Origin of the sequence: Streptomyces sp. NPDC056883, from assembly GCF_042788835.1 — a bacterium.
GTDB classification, from domain to species: domain Bacteria; phylum Actinomycetota; class Actinomycetes; order Streptomycetales; family Streptomycetaceae; genus Streptomyces; species Streptomyces stoeckheimensis.
This window is the reverse complement of record NZ_JBHUBS010000002.1, coordinates 180,721-197,101: the sequence shown is the minus strand read 5'-3', so window position 1 is coordinate 197,101 and position 16,381 is coordinate 180,721. Positions and strand designations below refer to the sequence as shown.

Annotated in this window: 16 protein-coding genes; 11 read left to right on the top strand and 5 right to left on the bottom strand. The window is 74.5% G+C overall.

Annotation, left to right across the window (positions count from 1 at the left end):
- Positions 1 to 8 precede the first annotated feature (8 nt).
- On the bottom strand, positions 9 to 602 hold the full coding sequence (locus ACFRU2_RS06240; protein ID WP_382968261.1) for a histidine phosphatase family protein: 594 nt from the start codon (positions 600 to 602) through the stop codon (positions 9 to 11).
- Positions 603 to 672: 70 nt separating this feature from the next.
- Here ACFRU2_RS06240 and ACFRU2_RS06235 point away from each other — a divergent pair, with 70 nt between their 5' ends.
- Both ACFRU2_RS06235 and ACFRU2_RS06230 read left to right on the top strand, forming a co-directional pair.
- Complete coding sequence (locus ACFRU2_RS06235; protein WP_382968258.1) at positions 673 to 1,398, top strand: YoaK family protein; 726 nt, start codon at positions 673 to 675, stop codon at positions 1,396 to 1,398.
- Between the two features lie 58 nt (positions 1,399 to 1,456).
- Positions 1,457 to 2,056, top strand: a complete 600-nt coding sequence (locus tag ACFRU2_RS06230) for an RNA polymerase sigma factor (protein ID WP_382968255.1) — start codon at positions 1,457 to 1,459, stop codon at positions 2,054 to 2,056.
- Here ACFRU2_RS06230 and ACFRU2_RS06225 read toward each other — a convergent pair.
- On the bottom strand, positions 1,944 to 3,002 hold the full coding sequence (locus ACFRU2_RS06225) for a MerR family transcriptional regulator (RefSeq protein ID WP_382968252.1): 1,059 nt from the start codon (positions 3,000 to 3,002) through the stop codon (positions 1,944 to 1,946). The two genes, ACFRU2_RS06230 and ACFRU2_RS06225, sit on opposite strands and share 113 nt — an antisense overlap.
- Before the next feature lie 35 nt (positions 3,003 to 3,037).
- Positions 3,038 to 4,522, bottom strand: coding sequence for a cryptochrome/photolyase family protein (locus ACFRU2_RS06220; protein ID WP_382968250.1), 1,485 nt, complete (start codon positions 4,520 to 4,522; stop codon positions 3,038 to 3,040).
- A 300-nt stretch (positions 4,523 to 4,822) separates the two neighbouring features.
- Here ACFRU2_RS06220 and ACFRU2_RS06215 point away from each other — a divergent pair, with 300 nt between their 5' ends.
- Positions 4,823 to 5,446, top strand: a complete 624-nt coding sequence (locus ACFRU2_RS06215; RefSeq protein WP_382968247.1) for a hypothetical protein — start codon at positions 4,823 to 4,825, stop codon at positions 5,444 to 5,446.
- 16 nt (positions 5,447 to 5,462) lie between these two features.
- Here the strand turns inward: ACFRU2_RS06215 and ACFRU2_RS06210 are convergent, their stop codons facing one another.
- On the bottom strand, positions 5,463 to 6,968 hold the full coding sequence (locus ACFRU2_RS06210; protein ID WP_382968245.1) for an SDR family oxidoreductase: 1,506 nt from the start codon (positions 6,966 to 6,968) through the stop codon (positions 5,463 to 5,465).
- Positions 6,969 to 7,145: 177 nt separating this feature from the next.
- On the opposite strand from ACFRU2_RS06210, the gene ACFRU2_RS06205 reads away from it, so the two are divergent.
- The 8 genes from ACFRU2_RS06205 to ACFRU2_RS06170 all read left to right on the top strand — a co-directional run bounded on the left by ACFRU2_RS06205 (position 7,146) and on the right by ACFRU2_RS06170 (position 15,194).
- Positions 7,146 to 8,465 carry an NAD(P)/FAD-dependent oxidoreductase gene (locus tag ACFRU2_RS06205; RefSeq protein ID WP_382968242.1) on the top strand — a complete coding sequence of 440 codons (1,320 nt, stop codon included), beginning with the start codon at positions 7,146 to 7,148 and terminating at the stop codon, positions 8,463 to 8,465.
- On the top strand, positions 8,462 to 9,253 hold the full coding sequence (locus tag ACFRU2_RS06200) for a DUF1365 domain-containing protein (RefSeq protein ID WP_382968239.1): 792 nt from the start codon (positions 8,462 to 8,464) through the stop codon (positions 9,251 to 9,253). Before ACFRU2_RS06205 ends, ACFRU2_RS06200 begins: the two co-directional genes overlap by 4 nt.
- Positions 9,250 to 10,512: a class I SAM-dependent methyltransferase gene (locus ACFRU2_RS06195; RefSeq protein WP_382968236.1), complete on the top strand. Its 1,263-nt coding sequence runs from the start codon at positions 9,250 to 9,252 to the stop codon at positions 10,510 to 10,512. The genes ACFRU2_RS06200 and ACFRU2_RS06195 overlap by 4 nt, the downstream gene beginning before the upstream one ends.
- Positions 10,513 to 10,568: 56 nt before the next feature.
- Positions 10,569 to 11,315 (top strand): DUF1295 domain-containing protein, encoded by a 747-nt coding sequence (locus tag ACFRU2_RS06190; protein ID WP_382969567.1) that lies wholly within the window; start codon positions 10,569 to 10,571, stop codon positions 11,313 to 11,315.
- A gap of 37 nt (positions 11,316 to 11,352) precedes the next feature.
- Positions 11,353 to 11,832, top strand: coding sequence for an Lrp/AsnC family transcriptional regulator (locus tag ACFRU2_RS06185; protein ID WP_249764881.1), 480 nt, complete (start codon positions 11,353 to 11,355; stop codon positions 11,830 to 11,832).
- 60 nt (positions 11,833 to 11,892) lie between these two features.
- Positions 11,893 to 12,570 (top strand): HAD family hydrolase, encoded by a 678-nt coding sequence (locus ACFRU2_RS06180; RefSeq protein WP_382968232.1) that lies wholly within the window; start codon positions 11,893 to 11,895, stop codon positions 12,568 to 12,570.
- Between the two features lie 112 nt (positions 12,571 to 12,682).
- Positions 12,683 to 14,050 (top strand): cytochrome P450, encoded by a 1,368-nt coding sequence (locus tag ACFRU2_RS06175; protein WP_382968229.1) that lies wholly within the window; start codon positions 12,683 to 12,685, stop codon positions 14,048 to 14,050.
- A 64-nt stretch (positions 14,051 to 14,114) separates the two neighbouring features.
- Positions 14,115 to 15,194, top strand: a complete 1,080-nt coding sequence (locus tag ACFRU2_RS06170) for an FAD-dependent oxidoreductase (RefSeq protein WP_382968226.1) — start codon at positions 14,115 to 14,117, stop codon at positions 15,192 to 15,194.
- A gap of 291 nt (positions 15,195 to 15,485) precedes the next feature.
- Here ACFRU2_RS06170 and mltG read toward each other — a convergent pair whose 3' ends face one another.
- Positions 15,486 to 16,325, bottom strand: coding sequence for an endolytic transglycosylase MltG (mltG, locus tag ACFRU2_RS06165; RefSeq protein ID WP_382968223.1), 840 nt, complete (start codon positions 16,323 to 16,325; stop codon positions 15,486 to 15,488).
- Positions 16,326 to 16,381 lie beyond the last annotated feature (56 nt).

The following is a 16,381-nucleotide window of genomic DNA, read 5'->3' as shown; positions in this document are numbered from 1 at the left end:
CGGGAGCGTCAGGGGCGGGTGTTCCAGCCCGCGATCACGGGCAGGCCGTGCTCCGTGGACAGCATGCTGAAGGTGCCCGTACGGAGCAGGAAGAGGCGTCCCGCCTCCGGAGGCAGTCCGAGGTAGCGGGCGGTCAGCACCCGCAGCAGGTGCGCGTGGGCCACCAGGACGACGTTGCCCCGGTCGGCGCGCAGCACCTCGCCCGCCCGGGCGAGCACCCGGTCCGCGCGGGCGCCGACCTGGGCGGCGTTCTCGCCGGGGTGCTCCTCGTCGCCGGGCGGCACCCCGTCGGTCCACAGGGACCAGTCGGGGCGCTCGCGCAGGATCTCGGGGGTGGTGATGCCCTCGTAGCCGCCGTAGTCCCACTCGTACAGGTCGGGGTCGGCGACCGCGCCGGTCAGCCCGGCGAGCTGTGCGGTGGCGGCGGCCCTGCGCAGCGGGCTGGTCAGGACCAGGGCGGGCTTGCGGTCGCGGAAGTACGGGAAGAGCGAGATCGCCTCCTCGACCCCGCGCGGGGCCAGCGGGATGTCCGTGCGTCCGGTGTGCCGTCCGGACGCGCTCCAGGCCGTCTCGCCGTGCCGCACCAGCAGAAGATCGCTCACCCTTCGGACCCTAATCCCTGCGGCATGTCGGCGCCGGACGAGCGGGCCGGACCTGTCAATGTCGGGGCTCATGAGCCCGGGTTTCCGTACGAAGCGACCTCCGCTGACCCTCCTGCTGCTGGTGCTGACCGCGGTGACCGGACTGATCGAGGCGGTCAGCCTGCTGGCGCTCGGGCCCGTCTTCACGGCCATGCAGACGGGCAACGTGCTGTTCCTGGCCTTCGGCGTGGCCCATGCGGGCCCGGTGCCCGCGCTGGCGCCCGCCGTCTCGCTGTGCGCGTTCGCCCTGGGGGCGGCGTGCGGGGCCCGGCTGGAGGCCTTCGTGGAGGGCCGGGGCCGGCGCTGGTTCGTGACCGGGCTGTCGGCCGAGGCGGTGCTGGTCCTGGCGGCCGCAGCCGCCGGATGGGGGGTGGCGCCCCGCTTCGGAGCTCCCGACGCCCGACAGCTGGTGGTCTCGGCGACCCTGTCGATGGCGATGGGGATCCGGAACGTGACGAGCCTGCGGGTGAACCTGGCCGGGGTGCCGACCACCCTGGTGACCCGTTCGCTGACCTCCTTCCTCGGCGGCTCGGTCTTCGGGCAGGACCGGGCCTTCGGGTACGGGACCGCGGCCTGGGTGCGGCGGGCCTCGTCGGTCGGCGCGATGTTCGCGGGCGGGCTGGCCGGGGCGCTGCTCGTACGGACCGGCTGGTCGGTGGGGTGGCTGCTGCTGCCGGCCGCCGTACTGGTCCTGGCGGTGGCGCTGGTGTACCTGACCCAGCCGCTGATGCATCCCGGCGGGGAGGCCTCGGTCTAGAAACGATGCGGAAACGGTGCAAGTTGGCCGCGGATGCCGTTCTCGCGAGGCTCGGGGCATGGACGACCAGGACGACACCCGGCTGGCTGCGGGGTTCGCGGCGGGCGACGAGCAATGCGTGGCGGCGGTCTACCGGCGCTGGCGGCCGCTGGTGCACGGGCTCGCCGTGCGCTCGCTCGGCGACGAGCGGGAGGCCGAGGACGTGACCCAGCAGGTCTTCCTCGCCGCGTGGCGGGGCCGCGGCGGGTACCGGCCCGGGCCGGGCGGTCTCGGGGCCTGGCTGACCGGCATCACCCGGCACAAGGTGGCCGACGCCCTGGAGGCCCGCACCCGGCGGGCCCGGGTGGTCCGGGCCGCCGCGCGCGTCTGCGCGCAGGCCCGGCCGGAGCCGGAGCCGGGCCCGGAGCGGGCCGTGGAACGGGTGCTGCTGCTCGGCGAGCTGGCCCGGCTGCCCTCGGCGCAGCAGCGGGTCCTGCGGCTGGCCTTCTACGCGGACCTGACCCAGTCGCAGATCGCGGACCGCACCGGGCTCCCGCTGGGCACCGTCAAGAGCCACATGCGGCGGGCGCTGCACGTCCTGCGGCAGTCCCTCGCGCCGTCCCTCGAACGGTCCCTTGACCAGTCCCTTGAACGCCGGGTGCCACAACCGATTCGATGACGGCCAGCCCCGAGCGGAGCCCGAAGAGCCGCTCGGCGCGGGCGGGCGGGGCCGCGGCCGCGGCGCCCCAGCCGGGCCCGGCGAGCAGCAGCGCCGAGTGGCCGCGGGCGCCGCGCGGGCCCCACTCGATGCCCGCCACCGACCTGGCGAGCGAGGCGTCCGCGGTCGTACGGGACTGCGCCCACAGGACGACGGCCCGCGGACCCGTCCGCCGGACGGCCTCGCACAGGGCGTCTGCCGGCAGGGCCGCCCCGAACATCCGCACCGGCAGGGCGCGTTCGCCGAGGGCGGCGGCCAACGCTTCCATCGGCAGGCTGTGTTGCTCCCCGGGCGTGCAGGCCAGCAGCACGGGCGGGGCCGGGATCGGCTCCGGGGCGGGCCGGATCCGGTGCAGGGCCGCGGAGACGTACCAGGACAGCAGGTGCTCGACCTCGACGTAACGCTCCCCCGCCGTGGCCCACTTGCGGCCCACGGCGTGCAGGGTCGGCGCGATGACCTCCTCCCAGGCCGTGACCGGGCCCAGCTCCGCGAGCACGGCCGCCAGCAGGTCCTCCACGGCCGGCGCGTCCAGTCGTACGGCGGCCCGCGCGAGCCCCCTGCATTCCGGTCGGACGTCCCCGAGGCGCAGCGCGCGGGGCCCGCCGGGGGCCGGGGCGGCGGGATCGGCGGCGGGCGGGTCCTCCGGGGTGACTCCCCGGGCCACCCGGGCGGCTTCGGACGGGGGTGCGCCCTGGGCGGTGAGGCGGCACATCAGTTCCAGCCGGGCGATGTCCTCGGGGGTCCAGCGCCGGTGCCGGCCCGCTTCGCGGCGGTCCGGGCCGATGGCGTAGCGGCGCTCCCAGGAGCGCAGCGTGGTCGGGGAGACACCGAGGCGACGGGCGACGGCCCCGGTGCCGAGGGCGACGGGCGGGGGCTGCGGCCGGGTCTGCGGGGGGTCGGGCTCCACCGTTCCACCGTACGGCGCGGAGGGCGGACGGGGGGTCACGGGGATCCCCGGCGTCCCGCGGATCCCGGGCGCCCCGCGGATCCCGCGCGTCCCGCGCGTCCTGCGGATCCAGCCACCGAAGCCGACCCCTGCCCCTCTCCCTCCCTGGATTCCGACCCCGCCTCGCGGCCGACGCGGAAGCGGTCGAGGCCGTCTGCGAGGCCGACCAACGGGTCGGGGTAGTCATAGGCCGCCCGTTCCAGGCCGGGGAGCCGCCAGGGCTCGTGCACGCGCGGTGCGGGGAGTCCGGCCAGCTCGGGGACCCAGCGGTGGACGTAGCCGCCGTCGGGGTCGTACCGCAGGCCCTGGCGGACCGGGTTGAGGACCCGGTTGGGGCGGGTGTCGGTGCCGGTGCCCGCCACCCACTGCCAGTTGAGCTGGTTGTTGGCGAGGTCGCCGTCGACGAGGAGGTCCATGAAGTGGCGGGCTCCGACGCGCCAGTCCACGTACAGGGTCTTGGTGAGGAAGCTCGCGACCAGCAGCCGGCCGCGGTTGTGCATCCAGCCCTCGTGGGCCAGTTGGCGCATGGCCGCGTCCACGACCGGATAGCCGGTGCGCCCCTCCTTCCAGGCCAGGGTCTCCTCCTCGGCGGCGGGGCCGGTGCGCCAGCGGTCGCCGCGGTCCCGGTAGTCCGCGGCGGCGGCCGCGGGCCTGGCCGCGAGCACCTGGTGGTGGAAGTCGCGCCAGCACAACTGCCGTACGAAGGCCTCCGCGCCGGGGCCGCCGGCAGCGCGGGCCCGGTGGACGGCCTCGGTGGGCGAGAGCGTGCCGAAGTGCAGGTGCGGGGAGAGCCGGGAGGTGGCGTCGCCGGCCAGGTCGTCGTGGGTCTCGGGGTAGCGGTCGATGCCGGAACGCAGCCACCGGGCCAGCAGCCGGCGCGCCTCGGACTCCCCGCCGGGGGCGAGGCCCGGGGAGGTGCCGGTGACGGCGGCGCGCTCGGGCAGGGGCTCGGAGCGGATCGCGTCGGGCACCGGGACGGCGCGGGGCGCGGGAGCGGCGGCCCGCAGCGGGTGCTCCGACCAGCGGCGGTGGTACGGGGTGAAGACGGCGAAGTGGTCCGACCCGGACCCGCTGGGAGTGACCGCCCCCGGGGCGACCGCGGTGATCACGGCGTCGTGGACGTGGAACCGCCTGCCCTCCGCTTCGAGGGCCTCGCGCAGCCGCTCCTCGCGGGCGTGGGCGTAGGCGCTGACCCCGGCCGCCATGTGCACCTCGTCGGCATCGGCCTCCCGTACGAGGGCCATGGTCGCGGCGACCGGGTCGCCGGACCGTACGACGAGGCGGCCGCCGCGGGAGCGCAGCCCCGCGTCGAGCTCGGCGAGGCAGTCGGCGAGGAAGGCGAGCCGGTTGGGCGGGGCGGCGACGGCCGGGTCGCGCACGAAGAGCGGCACGACCTGCGCCGAGGAGGACAGGGCGGCCCGCAGCGGCGGATGGTCGTGCAGCCGCAGGTCGGAGGTGTAGAGGACCACCGCGACGTTCATGGGGTTCGCTCCGCGTGAGGGGGGACGTGGGGACGGGGACGGGCTGTCGTGAGGTACTTCGCCGTCAGTGCCCCTCGCGGATGCGGCGGCACTGCCGATGAGGCCCGTTTGCGTGAACTCGCCTTAACTGAACGGAATATGACGTTCTGTCACAGATTCGTGACATGGAACGGACGCGTCCCCGCCATTCGCTTTCTAGATTCGTCACAGCAGCCCGCCCGGACTCGTGACCCCACACCGAGCACGCGGCACGCGGCCCTCCAGTTCCCACCAGGCCCTTTTCACTTCACGGAGCCGTTCATGTCCTTCCGCACCTCCCGCCGCACCGCCGCCCGTACCGCCGCCGCCCGAACCGTCGCCCTTACCACCCTCCTCGCCGGAGCGGTACTCGCCCCGGCCGCCGTCGCCTTCGCCGACAGCACGTCGACCCCGGCGAAGTGCGTGGTGGTCAAGGAAGCGTGGATCGGCGCCGGTACCGATGCCGTGATGACCATCGCCCCCTCCGGGCCGACCGTCTCCTTCAAGGACGCGGGAGACGGCAAGGTGTTCCCCGAGCGCCTCGACCGCACTCACCCGAAGCTGCCCGCGAGCGCCGGCTTCCTCGCCGAGATCCTCGACCCGAACGGCCCCGCCCCGAAACTGCGCACGAACATGGAGGGCGGCGGTCACAAGGCGAGCGTCAAGGACTTCCCCAAGCTCCCCAAGGGCTGCACCTTCGACTACGCCACGGGCACGGGCACCGGGAAGGGCACCGGCAAGGGCCAGACCAAGGACGTGCCCAAGGGCGGCGTCGCCGCCGGTGCGGAGTACGAGCAGGGCTCCGGCCCGTCGCCGATCGCGGTGGGCGCCGGGGCGGCCGCGGTGACCGCCGCGGGTCTGGGCTTCGTCGTCATGCGCCGCCGGGCGGCCTCGGCCGGCCGCTGATCCCCCGTCCACGGGGCTACGCCGCACCCTCGTCGCCATCGCCCGCGCGCTCCGCCGCGCGGGCGATGTTGCGTGCCATGCCGCCGAAGACGACGGCGTGGAACGGTGACACGCTCCACCAGTACAGGTGGCCGAGCAGGCCGTGCGGATGGAACAGCGCCCGCTGGCGGTAGCGGGATCCGGTCTCCCCCGGGGACGGCGGATCGGCGTGCAGTTCCAGCCAGGCCAGCCCCGGCAGCCGCATTTCGGCGCGCAGCCGCAGCAGCCGGCCCGGTTCGATCGCCTCCACCCGCCAGAAGTCCAGGGAGTCCCCCACCCGCAGCCGCGCGGCGTCCCGGCGGCCGCGCCGGATGCCGACTCCGCCGACGAGCCGGTCCAGCCAGCCCCGTACGGCCCAGGCGAGCGGGAAGGAGTACCAGCCGTTCTCCCCGCCGATGCCCTCCACCACCCGCCACAGCGCCGCGGCCGGCGCCTCGACGGTCAGCTCCCGGCGGTCGGTGTAGAGGCTGCCGCCGGCCCAGTCGGGGTCCGTGGGCAGCGGGTCGCTGGGCGCGCCCGGGACGGCGGCGGAGGACCAGCGGGTGGTCACCCGGGCCTCGCGGATCCGCCGGAGGGCCAGCGCGAGGGCCTCGTCGAAGCCGATGGGCGCGCCCGGCGGGTCCGGGACGTGGACGGCGATGTCGTGCTCCGCGCAGACCACCTCGTGCCGCAGGGATTCGGCGAGCGGCCGGGCCAGCGCCCTCGGCACCGGGGTGACCAGGCCGATCCAGTGACTGGACAGCCTCGGGGTGAGCATCGGAACCCGCAGGATGAGGCGGGCGGGCAGCCGGGCCACGACGGCGTAGCGGCGCATCATCTCCTCGTACGTGAGCACGTCGGGCCCGCCGATGTCGAAGGCCCGGTTCACCTCGGGCGCCATGCCCGCGCTGCCGACGAGGTAGCGGAGCACGTCGCGGACGGCGATGGGCTGGCAGCGGGTGCCGACCCAGCTGGGGGTGACCATGACGGGCAGTCGTTCGGTCAGGTAGCGCAGCATCTCGAAGGAGGCGGACCCGGACCCGATGACGACGGCGGCGCGCAGCACCGTCGCCGGAACGGATCCGGCGAGGAAGACCTCACCGACCTCGGCGCGGGAGCGCAGGTGCGGTGAGAGGCTCCGGACGGGGAGGTCCGCGGGGGTGAGGCCGCCGAGGTAGACGATGCGGCCGACCCCGGCGGCGTGGGCCTCGTCCGCGAAGGCCCGGGCGGCGTCCCGGTCGCGTTCCTCGAAGCCGGATCCGGTGCCGAGGGAGTGCACGAGGTAGTAGGCGACGTCGATGCCGGTCATCGCCCCCGCGAGGGACGAGGGGTCGGTGACGTCTCCCCGGACGGTCTCGACGTCCCCGGCCCAGGGGTGGTCGCGCAGTTTTTCCGGGGTGCGGGCCAGGCAGCGGACCCGGTGCCCGGCGTCCAGGAGTTCGGGGACGAGGCGTCCGCCGATGTATCCGCTGGCCCCGGTGACCAGGCAGTTCTTGCCCGTCATGGCTTGTCTCCGCTCTTCGCGCGCTGCTCTTCGGTACCCCCGCCCCCGCCTTCCGATTCGCCGCGGCGCGCCGGAACGGATGCGGGATTCCCCCGGACGGCACATCCAAGACCCCCCTCGGCTCCGAAGAAGGGGTGCCGGGGTGCCCCGGGTGACGGGGTGACGAGGAGGTACACGATGACCGAGCGAGGGGCGCCGCGCCCGCGGACGGCCGTGATCGGCGGGGGCGTGTCGGGGCTGACGGCGGCGTACGTCCTCGCGCGCTCGCACGAGGTGACCCTGTACGAGGCGGACGACCGGCTGGGCGGGCACGCGCACACCCACGAGCTCAAGGGGCCGGACGGGGTGGTGCGCGCGGTGGATTCGGGGTTCATCGTGCACAACGACCGCACCTACCCGCATCTGCTGCGGCTCTTCGCCGAGTTGGGGGTGGCCACCCGGCCGACGACGATGAGCCTGTCGGTCCGCTGCGAGGGGTGCGGGCTGGAGTACGCGGGTGCGCGCGGGCCGCGCGGGCTCTTCGCCCGGCGCCGGTCCGCCGTGAACCCGCAGTTCCTGCGGATGCTGGCGCGGATACCGGAGTTCCACCGGCGGGCCAGGAGCCTGCTGGCAGCCACGGCCACAGCCGCAGCCACGACCACCGGCACCGGCACCGGCACCGGCACCGGCGAGATCACCCTGGCCGAGTTCCTGGAGCGGGGCCGCTTCGGGGCCTACTTCACCGCGCACTTCGCGATCCCGCTGGTCGCCTCCGTGTGGTCCTGCCCGCCCGACACGGCGCTCGGGTACCCGGCCCGGTACCTGTTCCGGTTCCTGGAGCACCACGGCATGCTGTCGGTGGGCGGCTCGCCGAGCTGGCGTACGGTCGAGGGCGGCTCGGCGCGCTACGTGGAGCGGGTCCGCGAACGGCTGGACGCCGTGTACCTGGCCGCTCCGGTACGGGCGCTCGCGCGCACCCCGCAGGGCGTGTCCGTCACCACCGCCGGCGGGGCCACCGACCTCTACGACGCGGTGGTCGTCGCCGTCCACGCCGATCAGGCGCTGCGCCTGCTGGCCGACCCGACGGACGCGGAACGCGCCGCGCTCGGCGCCTTCCGCTACTCCCGTAACCGGACGGTGCTGCACACCGACACCTCGGTGCTGCCGCGCACGCCCGGCGCCCGGGGCTGCTGGAACTACCGGCTGTCGGGGTGCCGGCCGGCCGATGCGCACGTACGGGTCAGCTACGACATGAACCGGCTCCAGGGACTGGACGGGCCCGAGCCGTACGTGGTCACGCTGAACGCGGGCGACACGGTGCGGCCGGAGTCGGTCCTGGCCGAGATGGAGTACGAACACCCCGTCTACAGCACGGAGTCGGTGGCGGCGCAGCGGCTCCTGCCGGCCCTGTCGGGGCCGGTGACGGCCTTCGCCGGCGCCTATCACGGGTGGGGGTTCCACGAGGACGGCTGCCGCTCGGGCGTGGAGGCCGCCGCCGCGCTGGGGGTGACCTGGTGAGCCGCCGGCGGAGCGAGGCCGGCCCTGCGGAGCCCCGTCTCTACCTGGCCGACGTCCGCCACGTCCGGTCCGGCGGGAACGGCTACCGGCTCCGGCACCGGACCTACCTGTGGCTGGTGGACCTCGACCGACTGCCCCGCCTCCCGAGGGCGTTGCGGCCACTGGCCCGGTTCGAGGCCCGTGACCACTTCGGCGGCGGCGCCCCCTCCATCCGGGCCGGACTGGACGCGTTCCTCGAGGCGCGCGGCGCCGGACTCCCGGCGGGTTCGCGGGTGGTGATGCTGGCGCACGCCCGGGTGTTCGGCCACGTCTTCAACCCGCTGACCGTGTACTGGTGCCACGGTCCGGACGGTTCCCTGCGGCAGGTGGTCGCCGAGGTGCACAACACCTACGGCGAACGGCACTGCTACCTGCTCCCTCCGGAAACGGCCCGGGGCGCCCGGAGCGCCCGGAGCGGCCCCGACGTCGCCGCCGTCCCCAAGGAGTTCTACGTCTCCCCCTTCCTCAGGGTGGAAGGCGCCTACCGGATGCGGCTGCCCGAGCCGGACGAACGCCTCGCCCTGACCGTGCGGCTGGCCGGCGGTACGGACGGCGCCCGCCTGACCGCGACCGTCCGCGGCGCACGCCGCCCGGCCGGCGCCCGCGGACTGCTGCGCGCCGCCCTGCGCCGGCCCTGGTCCACCGCCGCCGTCAGCGTCGGCATCCGCTACCACGGCGTCCGGCTGTGGCTGCGCGGGCTGCCGGTCCGCCCGCGACCCCGACACGTACCCCAGGAGGGCCTGAAGTGAGCACTTCGACCACCACCACCGCCGCAGCCCCGGCCGTACCGCCGTGCTCCCGGGCCAGGGCCGCCGTCGGGCGGCTGCTGATCCGCCGGGCCCTGGACCGGCTGCCGCTCCAGGTCCGGATGGGCCCCGACGGGACCCTGGGGCGGGGCGGTCCCGCGATGGCGGTGTACGACCCGGACGCCTTCGAACGCCGGATCGCGGCCGAGGGACTGATCGGCTTCGGCGAGTCGTACCTGGCCGGGGAGTGGGACGCGCGCGACCCGGTCGCCGTCCTGACCGTGCTGGCGGGGCACGTGACGGGGCTGGTCCCGGCTCCGCTCCAGCGGCTGCGCGGCCTGTGGGCCTCCCGCCACCCGGTCTCGGAACGCAACACCCCGGACGGCTCGCGGACGAACGTCCAACGCCACTACGACCTGTCCAACGAGCTCTTCGCCGAGTTCCTCGACGCGACGATGACCTACTCCTCGGCGGTGTTCCGCACCCTGCCCGCCGGCCGGGAGGAGCTCGCCGAGGCCCAGCACCGCAAGATCGACATGCTGCTGGACCTGGCGGGGACCGGTCCCGGCACCCGGCTGCTGGAGATCGGCACGGGCTGGGGCGAGCTCGCCGTCCGGGCGGCCCGGCGCGGTGCGCACGTGGTCACCCTGACCCTGTCGCGGGAGCAGCGGGAGCTGGCCCTGCGCCGGATCGCGGCCGCCGGGCTGTCCGACCGCGTCGAGGTGCGGCTGTGCGACTACCGGGAGGCCGAGGGGAGTTACGACGCCATCGTGAGCGTCGAGATGATCGAGGCGGTCGGCGCCGAGTACTGGCCGGTGTACTTCGCCACGCTGGACCGGCTGCTGGCGCCGGGCGGGCGGGTCGCGCTCCAGGCGATCACCATGCCGCACGAGCGGATGCTCGCCACCAGGGACACGTACACCTGGATCCACAAGTACATCTTCCCCGGCGGCATGCTGCCGTCGGTGCGGGTGGTGGAGGAGATGGCGCGCTCGCACACCGGGCTGCGGGTGATCCGCTCCGAGGCCTACGGGGCCCACTACGCGCAGACGCTGCGGCTGTGGCGGGAGCGCTTCGCCGAGCGGGCCGACCGGGTGGCGGAGCTGGGCTTCGACGCGGCGTTCCGGCGGATGTGGACCTTCTACCTGGCCTACTGCGAGGCCGGGTTCGCCTCGGGCTACCTGGACGTGCACCAGTTCCTGCTGACGGCCGAGGGCGCCGGCAACGCGGCGGCGCCGCCCCGGGGCGGTGGTACCCGGTGAACTGGGGCGCCTTCGGACTCAACCTGGCCGTCTCGGCGGGGGCGGCCCTCGCCGTCATGCTGGCCGCCTTCGCCGTCGGGGTCCGCCTGCGCCGGCACCGCGGGGTCGACGTGGCCTGGGGCCTGGGCTTCGTCTCCGTCGCGGTGACCACGTACGCACTGTCGGGCGGCCGGCACCCGCTGCCGGCGGTCCTGGCGGTGGTGTGGGGCCTGCGGCTGTCCGGGCACATCGCGTGGCGGGGCCGGGGGCACGGCGAGGACCCGCGCTACGAGCGGATGCTCGCCAAGGCTCCGGGCCGCCGGAACGCGTACGCGCTGCGCATGGTCTACCTGCTCCAGGCGGGCCTGGTCTGGCTGGTCTCGCTGCCCGTGCAGGCGGCGGCGTACGCGACCGGGAGCCCGGGCGCCCTGGCGGTGGCGGGCGCGGCGCTGTGGCTGTGCGGGCTGCTCTTCGAGGCGGTCGGCGACCACCAGCTGGCCCGGTTCAAGGCCGATCCCGCGAACCGGGGACGGATCATGGACCGGGGCCTGTGGTCCTGGACCCGGCACCCGAACTACTTCGGCGACTTCTGCGTGTGGTGGGGGCTGTCCCTGACCGCCTGGACCTCGGGCGGAGCGGCGGCGGTGTCGGTGGTCTCCCCGCTCGTGATGTCGTACCTGCTGATCGGCGGCAGCGGGAAACGGCTTTTGGAGCGGCACATGGCGGAGCGCCCCGGCTACGCCGCGTACCGGGCGCGGACCAGCGGATTCCTGCCCCTGCCGCCCGGGCGGGCGCGGCGCCACCGCAGGTCACAGGGGGTTTGATCCGGGACGCACGAGGTCGCGTTGGTACAGTCGCGGCATGGCGGTGGACGAGCTCGACACACGGATCCTGCGCCTGCTGATCGAGCAGCCGCGCACCAGCGTCCGGGAGTACGCCCGGATCCTCGGCGTCGCGCGCGGCACCCTCCAGGCCCGGCTCGACCGGCTGGAGCGCACCGGGGTGATCACCGGAACCGGCCCCGTGCTCTCCCCCGCCGCGCTCGGGCATCCCGTCCTGGCCTTCGTGCACATCGAGGTCACGCAGGGGCATCTGGACGAGGTCGGCGACGCACTGGCCTCCGTGCCGGAGATCATCGAGGCCTTCTCCATCACCGGCGGCGGGGACCTGCTGACCCGGGTGGCCGCCCGGGACAATGCGCATCTCGAGGACGTCATCCAGCGGCTGATCCGGCTGCCCGGCGTGGTGCGCACGCGGACCGAGGTCGCGCTGCGCGAGCGGGTGGCGCACCGGCTCCTCCCCCTGGTCGAGTCCGTGGGACGAGCGGCACGGAAACCCTAAGAATGCTGACAAGATGGTAGGGACAGGACAAGACAGGCACCGGCAGGACGGGCACAACGGATGATCTCCGTCATATTCGATCTCGACGGCACCCTCGTGGACAGCGAGCCGAACTACTACGAGTCCGGGCGACGCACCCTGGAGCGCCACGGGGTCCCCGATTTCACCTGGGATCAGCACTCCCGGTACATCGGCATCGGCACCCTGGAAACCCTGGAGATCCTCCGGGACGAGTACGGGATCGCGGCCCCGGTGGAGCAGTTGCTCGCCGAGCAGAACGCCGCCTATCTGGAGCTCGCCCGGACCCACACCGAGGCCTACCCCGAGATGAGCGCCTTCGTGCGGCGGCTGCACTCCGAGGGCGTTCCGATGGCGGTGGCCTCGGGCTCCTCGCGCGAGGCGATCGACGCGGTCCTGTCGGGCACCGGGCTGGACACGCTGCTGACCACGGTGGTCTCCGCCGAGGAGGTCGCGCAGGGCAAGCCCGCCCCGGACGTGTTCCTGGAGGCGGCGCGCCGGCTGGGCGCGGACCCCGCCGACTGCGTGGTCGTCGAGGACGCGGCGCCGGGCGCCCTGGCCGCGCACGCGGCGGGCATGCGGTGCGTGGCGGTCCCGTACGTGGCGGCCACCGCCGACGACCCGGCCTTCGCTGCGGCCGGGCTGCTCTTCCCCTCCGGGCAGAGGGAGTTCAGCGCGGAGAGCGCCTACAGCTGGCTCACCGCCGCACGGGCGGCCTGAGCCGTCCGGACGGGGACGCCCCGGGTCGGCGGCCTTCTCCGGCGGCCTTCCCGGGCGGCCCGGGGTCCGTCGCGCTCTGGCGCCCTGGGGGCGGCGCTGTCACCATGCCGGGGTGACCGCCACCCTGACGCCCCCGGGCTCCGAGCGCGGACCGCGCCGCTGGCCCCTGGTGGGGAACCTGCCCGCCTTCGCCCGCGATCCGCTGGCCTTCTTCGAGTCGCTGCGCGACGAGTACGGGGACTGGGTGCCCTGGGCGCTCGGCCCGCAGCGCAACGTCCTGGTCTCTCTGCCGGAGCACGCCGGTGAGCTGCTCGGCGCCGTGGAGTCCACCTTCAAGCCGACCGAACTGGGCTGGGCCTTCAGGCAGTTGCTGGGCAACGGGGTGGTCGTGGCCACCGGCGAGGACTGGCGGCGCAAGCGGGCGCTGGTCCAGCCCTCGGTGCGGCCGCGCCAAGTGCGCGCGTACGCGGGCACAATGGTGGAGTGCGCCGACGCGCTGGTCTCCGGCTGGAGCGCGGGCGCACGGATCGACGTGCACCGGGAGATGGCCGGACTCACCCAACGCATCGCGGTACGGACCCTGTTCGGGAGCGATGCTGCGGGCCGGGAGGCGCCCATCAGTGCGGCCATGGCCACCGCGCAGCGCGAACTGGGCGCGGAGTTCAGGGGCGTGACGATGTTCCTGCCGCCCTGGGTGCAGACTCCGGGACGGCGCCGGATGCGCGCGGCCGTGGACGTCCTCGACCGCGAGATCGAGCACGTCATACGGGAGCACGAGGCGGCCTCGGCGGCCGGCGAGGAGCGCGACGACCTCCTCAGCAGGCTCCTCTCCGCCCGCGACGAGGACGGCGGGCCGCTGTCGCGCACGGAGCTGCGGGACGAGTCGATCACCCTGTACATCGGCGGCCACGAGACCACGTCGACCACCTTGACCTGGGCCTGGCAACTGCTCTCGGGGGCACCGGAGGCCCGCGAACGGCTGACGGAGGAGCTGGACCGGGTGCTCGGCGGCCGGCTGCCGACCTACGAGGACTACGCGCGGCTGCCCTGGACCCAGCAGGTGGTCAAGGAAGCGTTGCGGATCTACCCGCCGATCTGGCTGATCTCCGCGGTGGCCGGGGAAGGCGCCACGCTCGGCGGCCGCCCGGTCCCGGCCGGCCTGTCGGTGTGGATCAGCCCGTGGTCGATGCACCGGGACGAGCGGTGGTTCCCGGAGCCGGAGGCCTTCCGCCCCGAGCGCTGGTCCGCCGATGCGACCGCCGCCCACCGGATCCCGGAACACGCCTGGTTCCCCTTCGGCGGCGGCCCGCGCGCCTGCCTGGGCGCCCGCTTCGCCCTGGTCGAGGCCGCCCTGGTCCTGGCCGTCGTGGCCCAGCGCTTCCACCTGGACAGCGGCCCGACCCGAGCGAGGGTCCTCCCGGGCCTCACCCTCCAGCCCCGGGACCCGGTCCTGGCCACCCTCCGCACGCACCGCTCCTGACCGATCGCGTCCCGACGGGAGAGGGGCCGGGAAGATCTCGGCTTCGCCGCCAGTTGGTAGAACCGTGAACGATTTCGCGGTGCAGGACGTGGATGTCGACGTGGTCGTCGTGGGTGCGGGACAGGCGGGGCTGTCCGGCGCCTACCACCTGGCGCGGGCGGGCATCCGCCACGTGGTCCTGGACCACGCGCCGCGCCCGGGCGGCGCCTGGCAGTTCCGCTGGCCCTCGCTCACCTACGGCAAGGTCCACGGCATGCACGCGTTGCCCGGGATGGAACTCACCGGCGCCGATCCGCTGCGGCCCTCCTCCGAGGTGATCGCGGAGTACTTCGCCGCCTACGAGGACCGCTTCGGCCTGCACGTGCGCCGGCCCGTGGACGTCACCGCCGTACGCGACGGGGCGGACGGCCGGCTGGTCGTGGAGTCCCGGTCCGGGACCTGGTCGGCGCGGGCACTGATCAACGCCACCGGGACGTGGGACCGGCCGTTCTGGCCGCGCTACCCGGGACAGGAGCTCTTCCGGGGCCGCCAGCTGCACACCGCGAACTACCCCGGGCCGGGCGAGTTCACCGGAGCCCGGGTCATCGTCGTGGGCGGCGGCACCTCGGCGGTGCAGCACTTGCTGGAGATCGCCGAGGTGGCGGCGGAGACCACCTGGGTCACCCGGCGGTCCCCGGTGTTCCGCGACGGGAGCTTCGGCGAGGAGCAGGGCCGGGCGGCGGTGGCCCTGGTGGAGGAACGGGTGCGGCAGGGGCTGCCGCCCCGGAGCGTGGTCAGCGTCACCGGGCTGCCCCTGAACGAGGCGGTCCGGGGCGGGCTCGAGTCGGGCGTCCTGGACCGCCGGCCGATGTTCGATCACCTCACGAGGACGGGGGCCGCCTGGTCGGACGGCAGCCGGGTGGAGGCGGACGTGATCCTGTGGGCCACCGGGTTCCGCCCCGCCATCGACCACCTGGCTCCGCTGCGCCTGCGCGAGCCGGGCGGCGGCATCCGGCTCGACGGCACCCGCGCGGTCCGTGACGAGCGGATCCACCTGGTCGGCTACGGCCCGTCGGCATCGACGATCGGCGCCAACCGCGCAGGCGGCGCCGCGGCCCGCGAGATCCACCGCCTCCTCACCCGCACCGGGGCCGGCATCCGCTGAAGGCCGACCCGTAGTCGATCTTCGGGAGGGGTCGACACAAGGTCAGCTCACCCCCACTCCGACCTGTCGGCCAGGCGGCGGTACCACCAGTGCTGCGTGCGCCACCGGCGCCGGTGCACGAACGGGTCCGGAAGAGTACGGCGCAGGAACACCGCGTCCAAAGGCTTCACGAGTCGGCAGAGCTCTGCGCGGGCTCGTTCAGGCAGCCTGTCCAGAACCTCCTCCAGCACGTCACGCACGTGCCATGGGGATCGTGCGGGACGGCCTTCGCGCCGGTGCGCCCTGGCCGGCTCAGGTCGCGCGTGACGCCGCGCGGAGGCGGTTGAAGTCGGCCACGTGGCGTTTGTGTTCCTCGTACGTCGACGAGAAGCGGGTGTCTCCCTGCTTCACGGTGACGAAGAAGAGCCAGTCGCCGGGGGTCGGGGCCACCGCGGCCGCCATGGCCTGCAGGCCGGGGCTGTCGATGGGTGTGGGCGGCAGGCCCTGGCGTTCGTACGTGTTGAAGGGGCTGTCGATCTTCGTCTCGCTCAGCTTGGTGTCCACCGTGGAACGGTTCAGCGCGTAGTTGATGGTGGAGTCCATCTGGAGCGGCATCGATTTCGCCAGCCGGTTGTGCACCACCCGGGCGACCTTGCCCATGTCCCCGCGGGTCTCGGCCTCCGCTTCGATGATGCTCGCGAGGGTGGCCGTCTGGTACGGGGTCATCCCGTGGGCCTTGCCGCCGTCGGCCACGGCCTTGGTGGCGAGGCTCTTGTTGGCCGTCTCGACCATGTAGGTGAGCAGGGAGGCCGGGGTGGACTGCGAGGTCACGGGATAGGTGGCCGGGAAGAGGTACCCCTCCGGGTTGCCCTTCGCCTCGGCGGGCAGGGGCAGGGCGGTCGTGGCGACCGCGGCCTTGGCGGAGCCGGCCGGGAGCTTCAGTTCACGGTCGATGGCGGCGTAGACCTGTGCGGCCCGCCAGCCCTCGGGGATCAGCAGCGGGCGCGGCTTCTCGGGCGCCCGCTCCCCGGGGAACAGGGGGATCAGGAGGGCTGCCCCGAGTCCCAGGACGGTGCCGAGGAAGAGCGCCAGCCTGCCCCGGCGGGTGAGCCGGGAACGGCGCGGTGACGGCGGCCGGTTCTCATGACGCATGCGGGCACGCTAACCCGCGAACCGCCAGATTCCCGGCATCCCACCCGTGTTCCGGT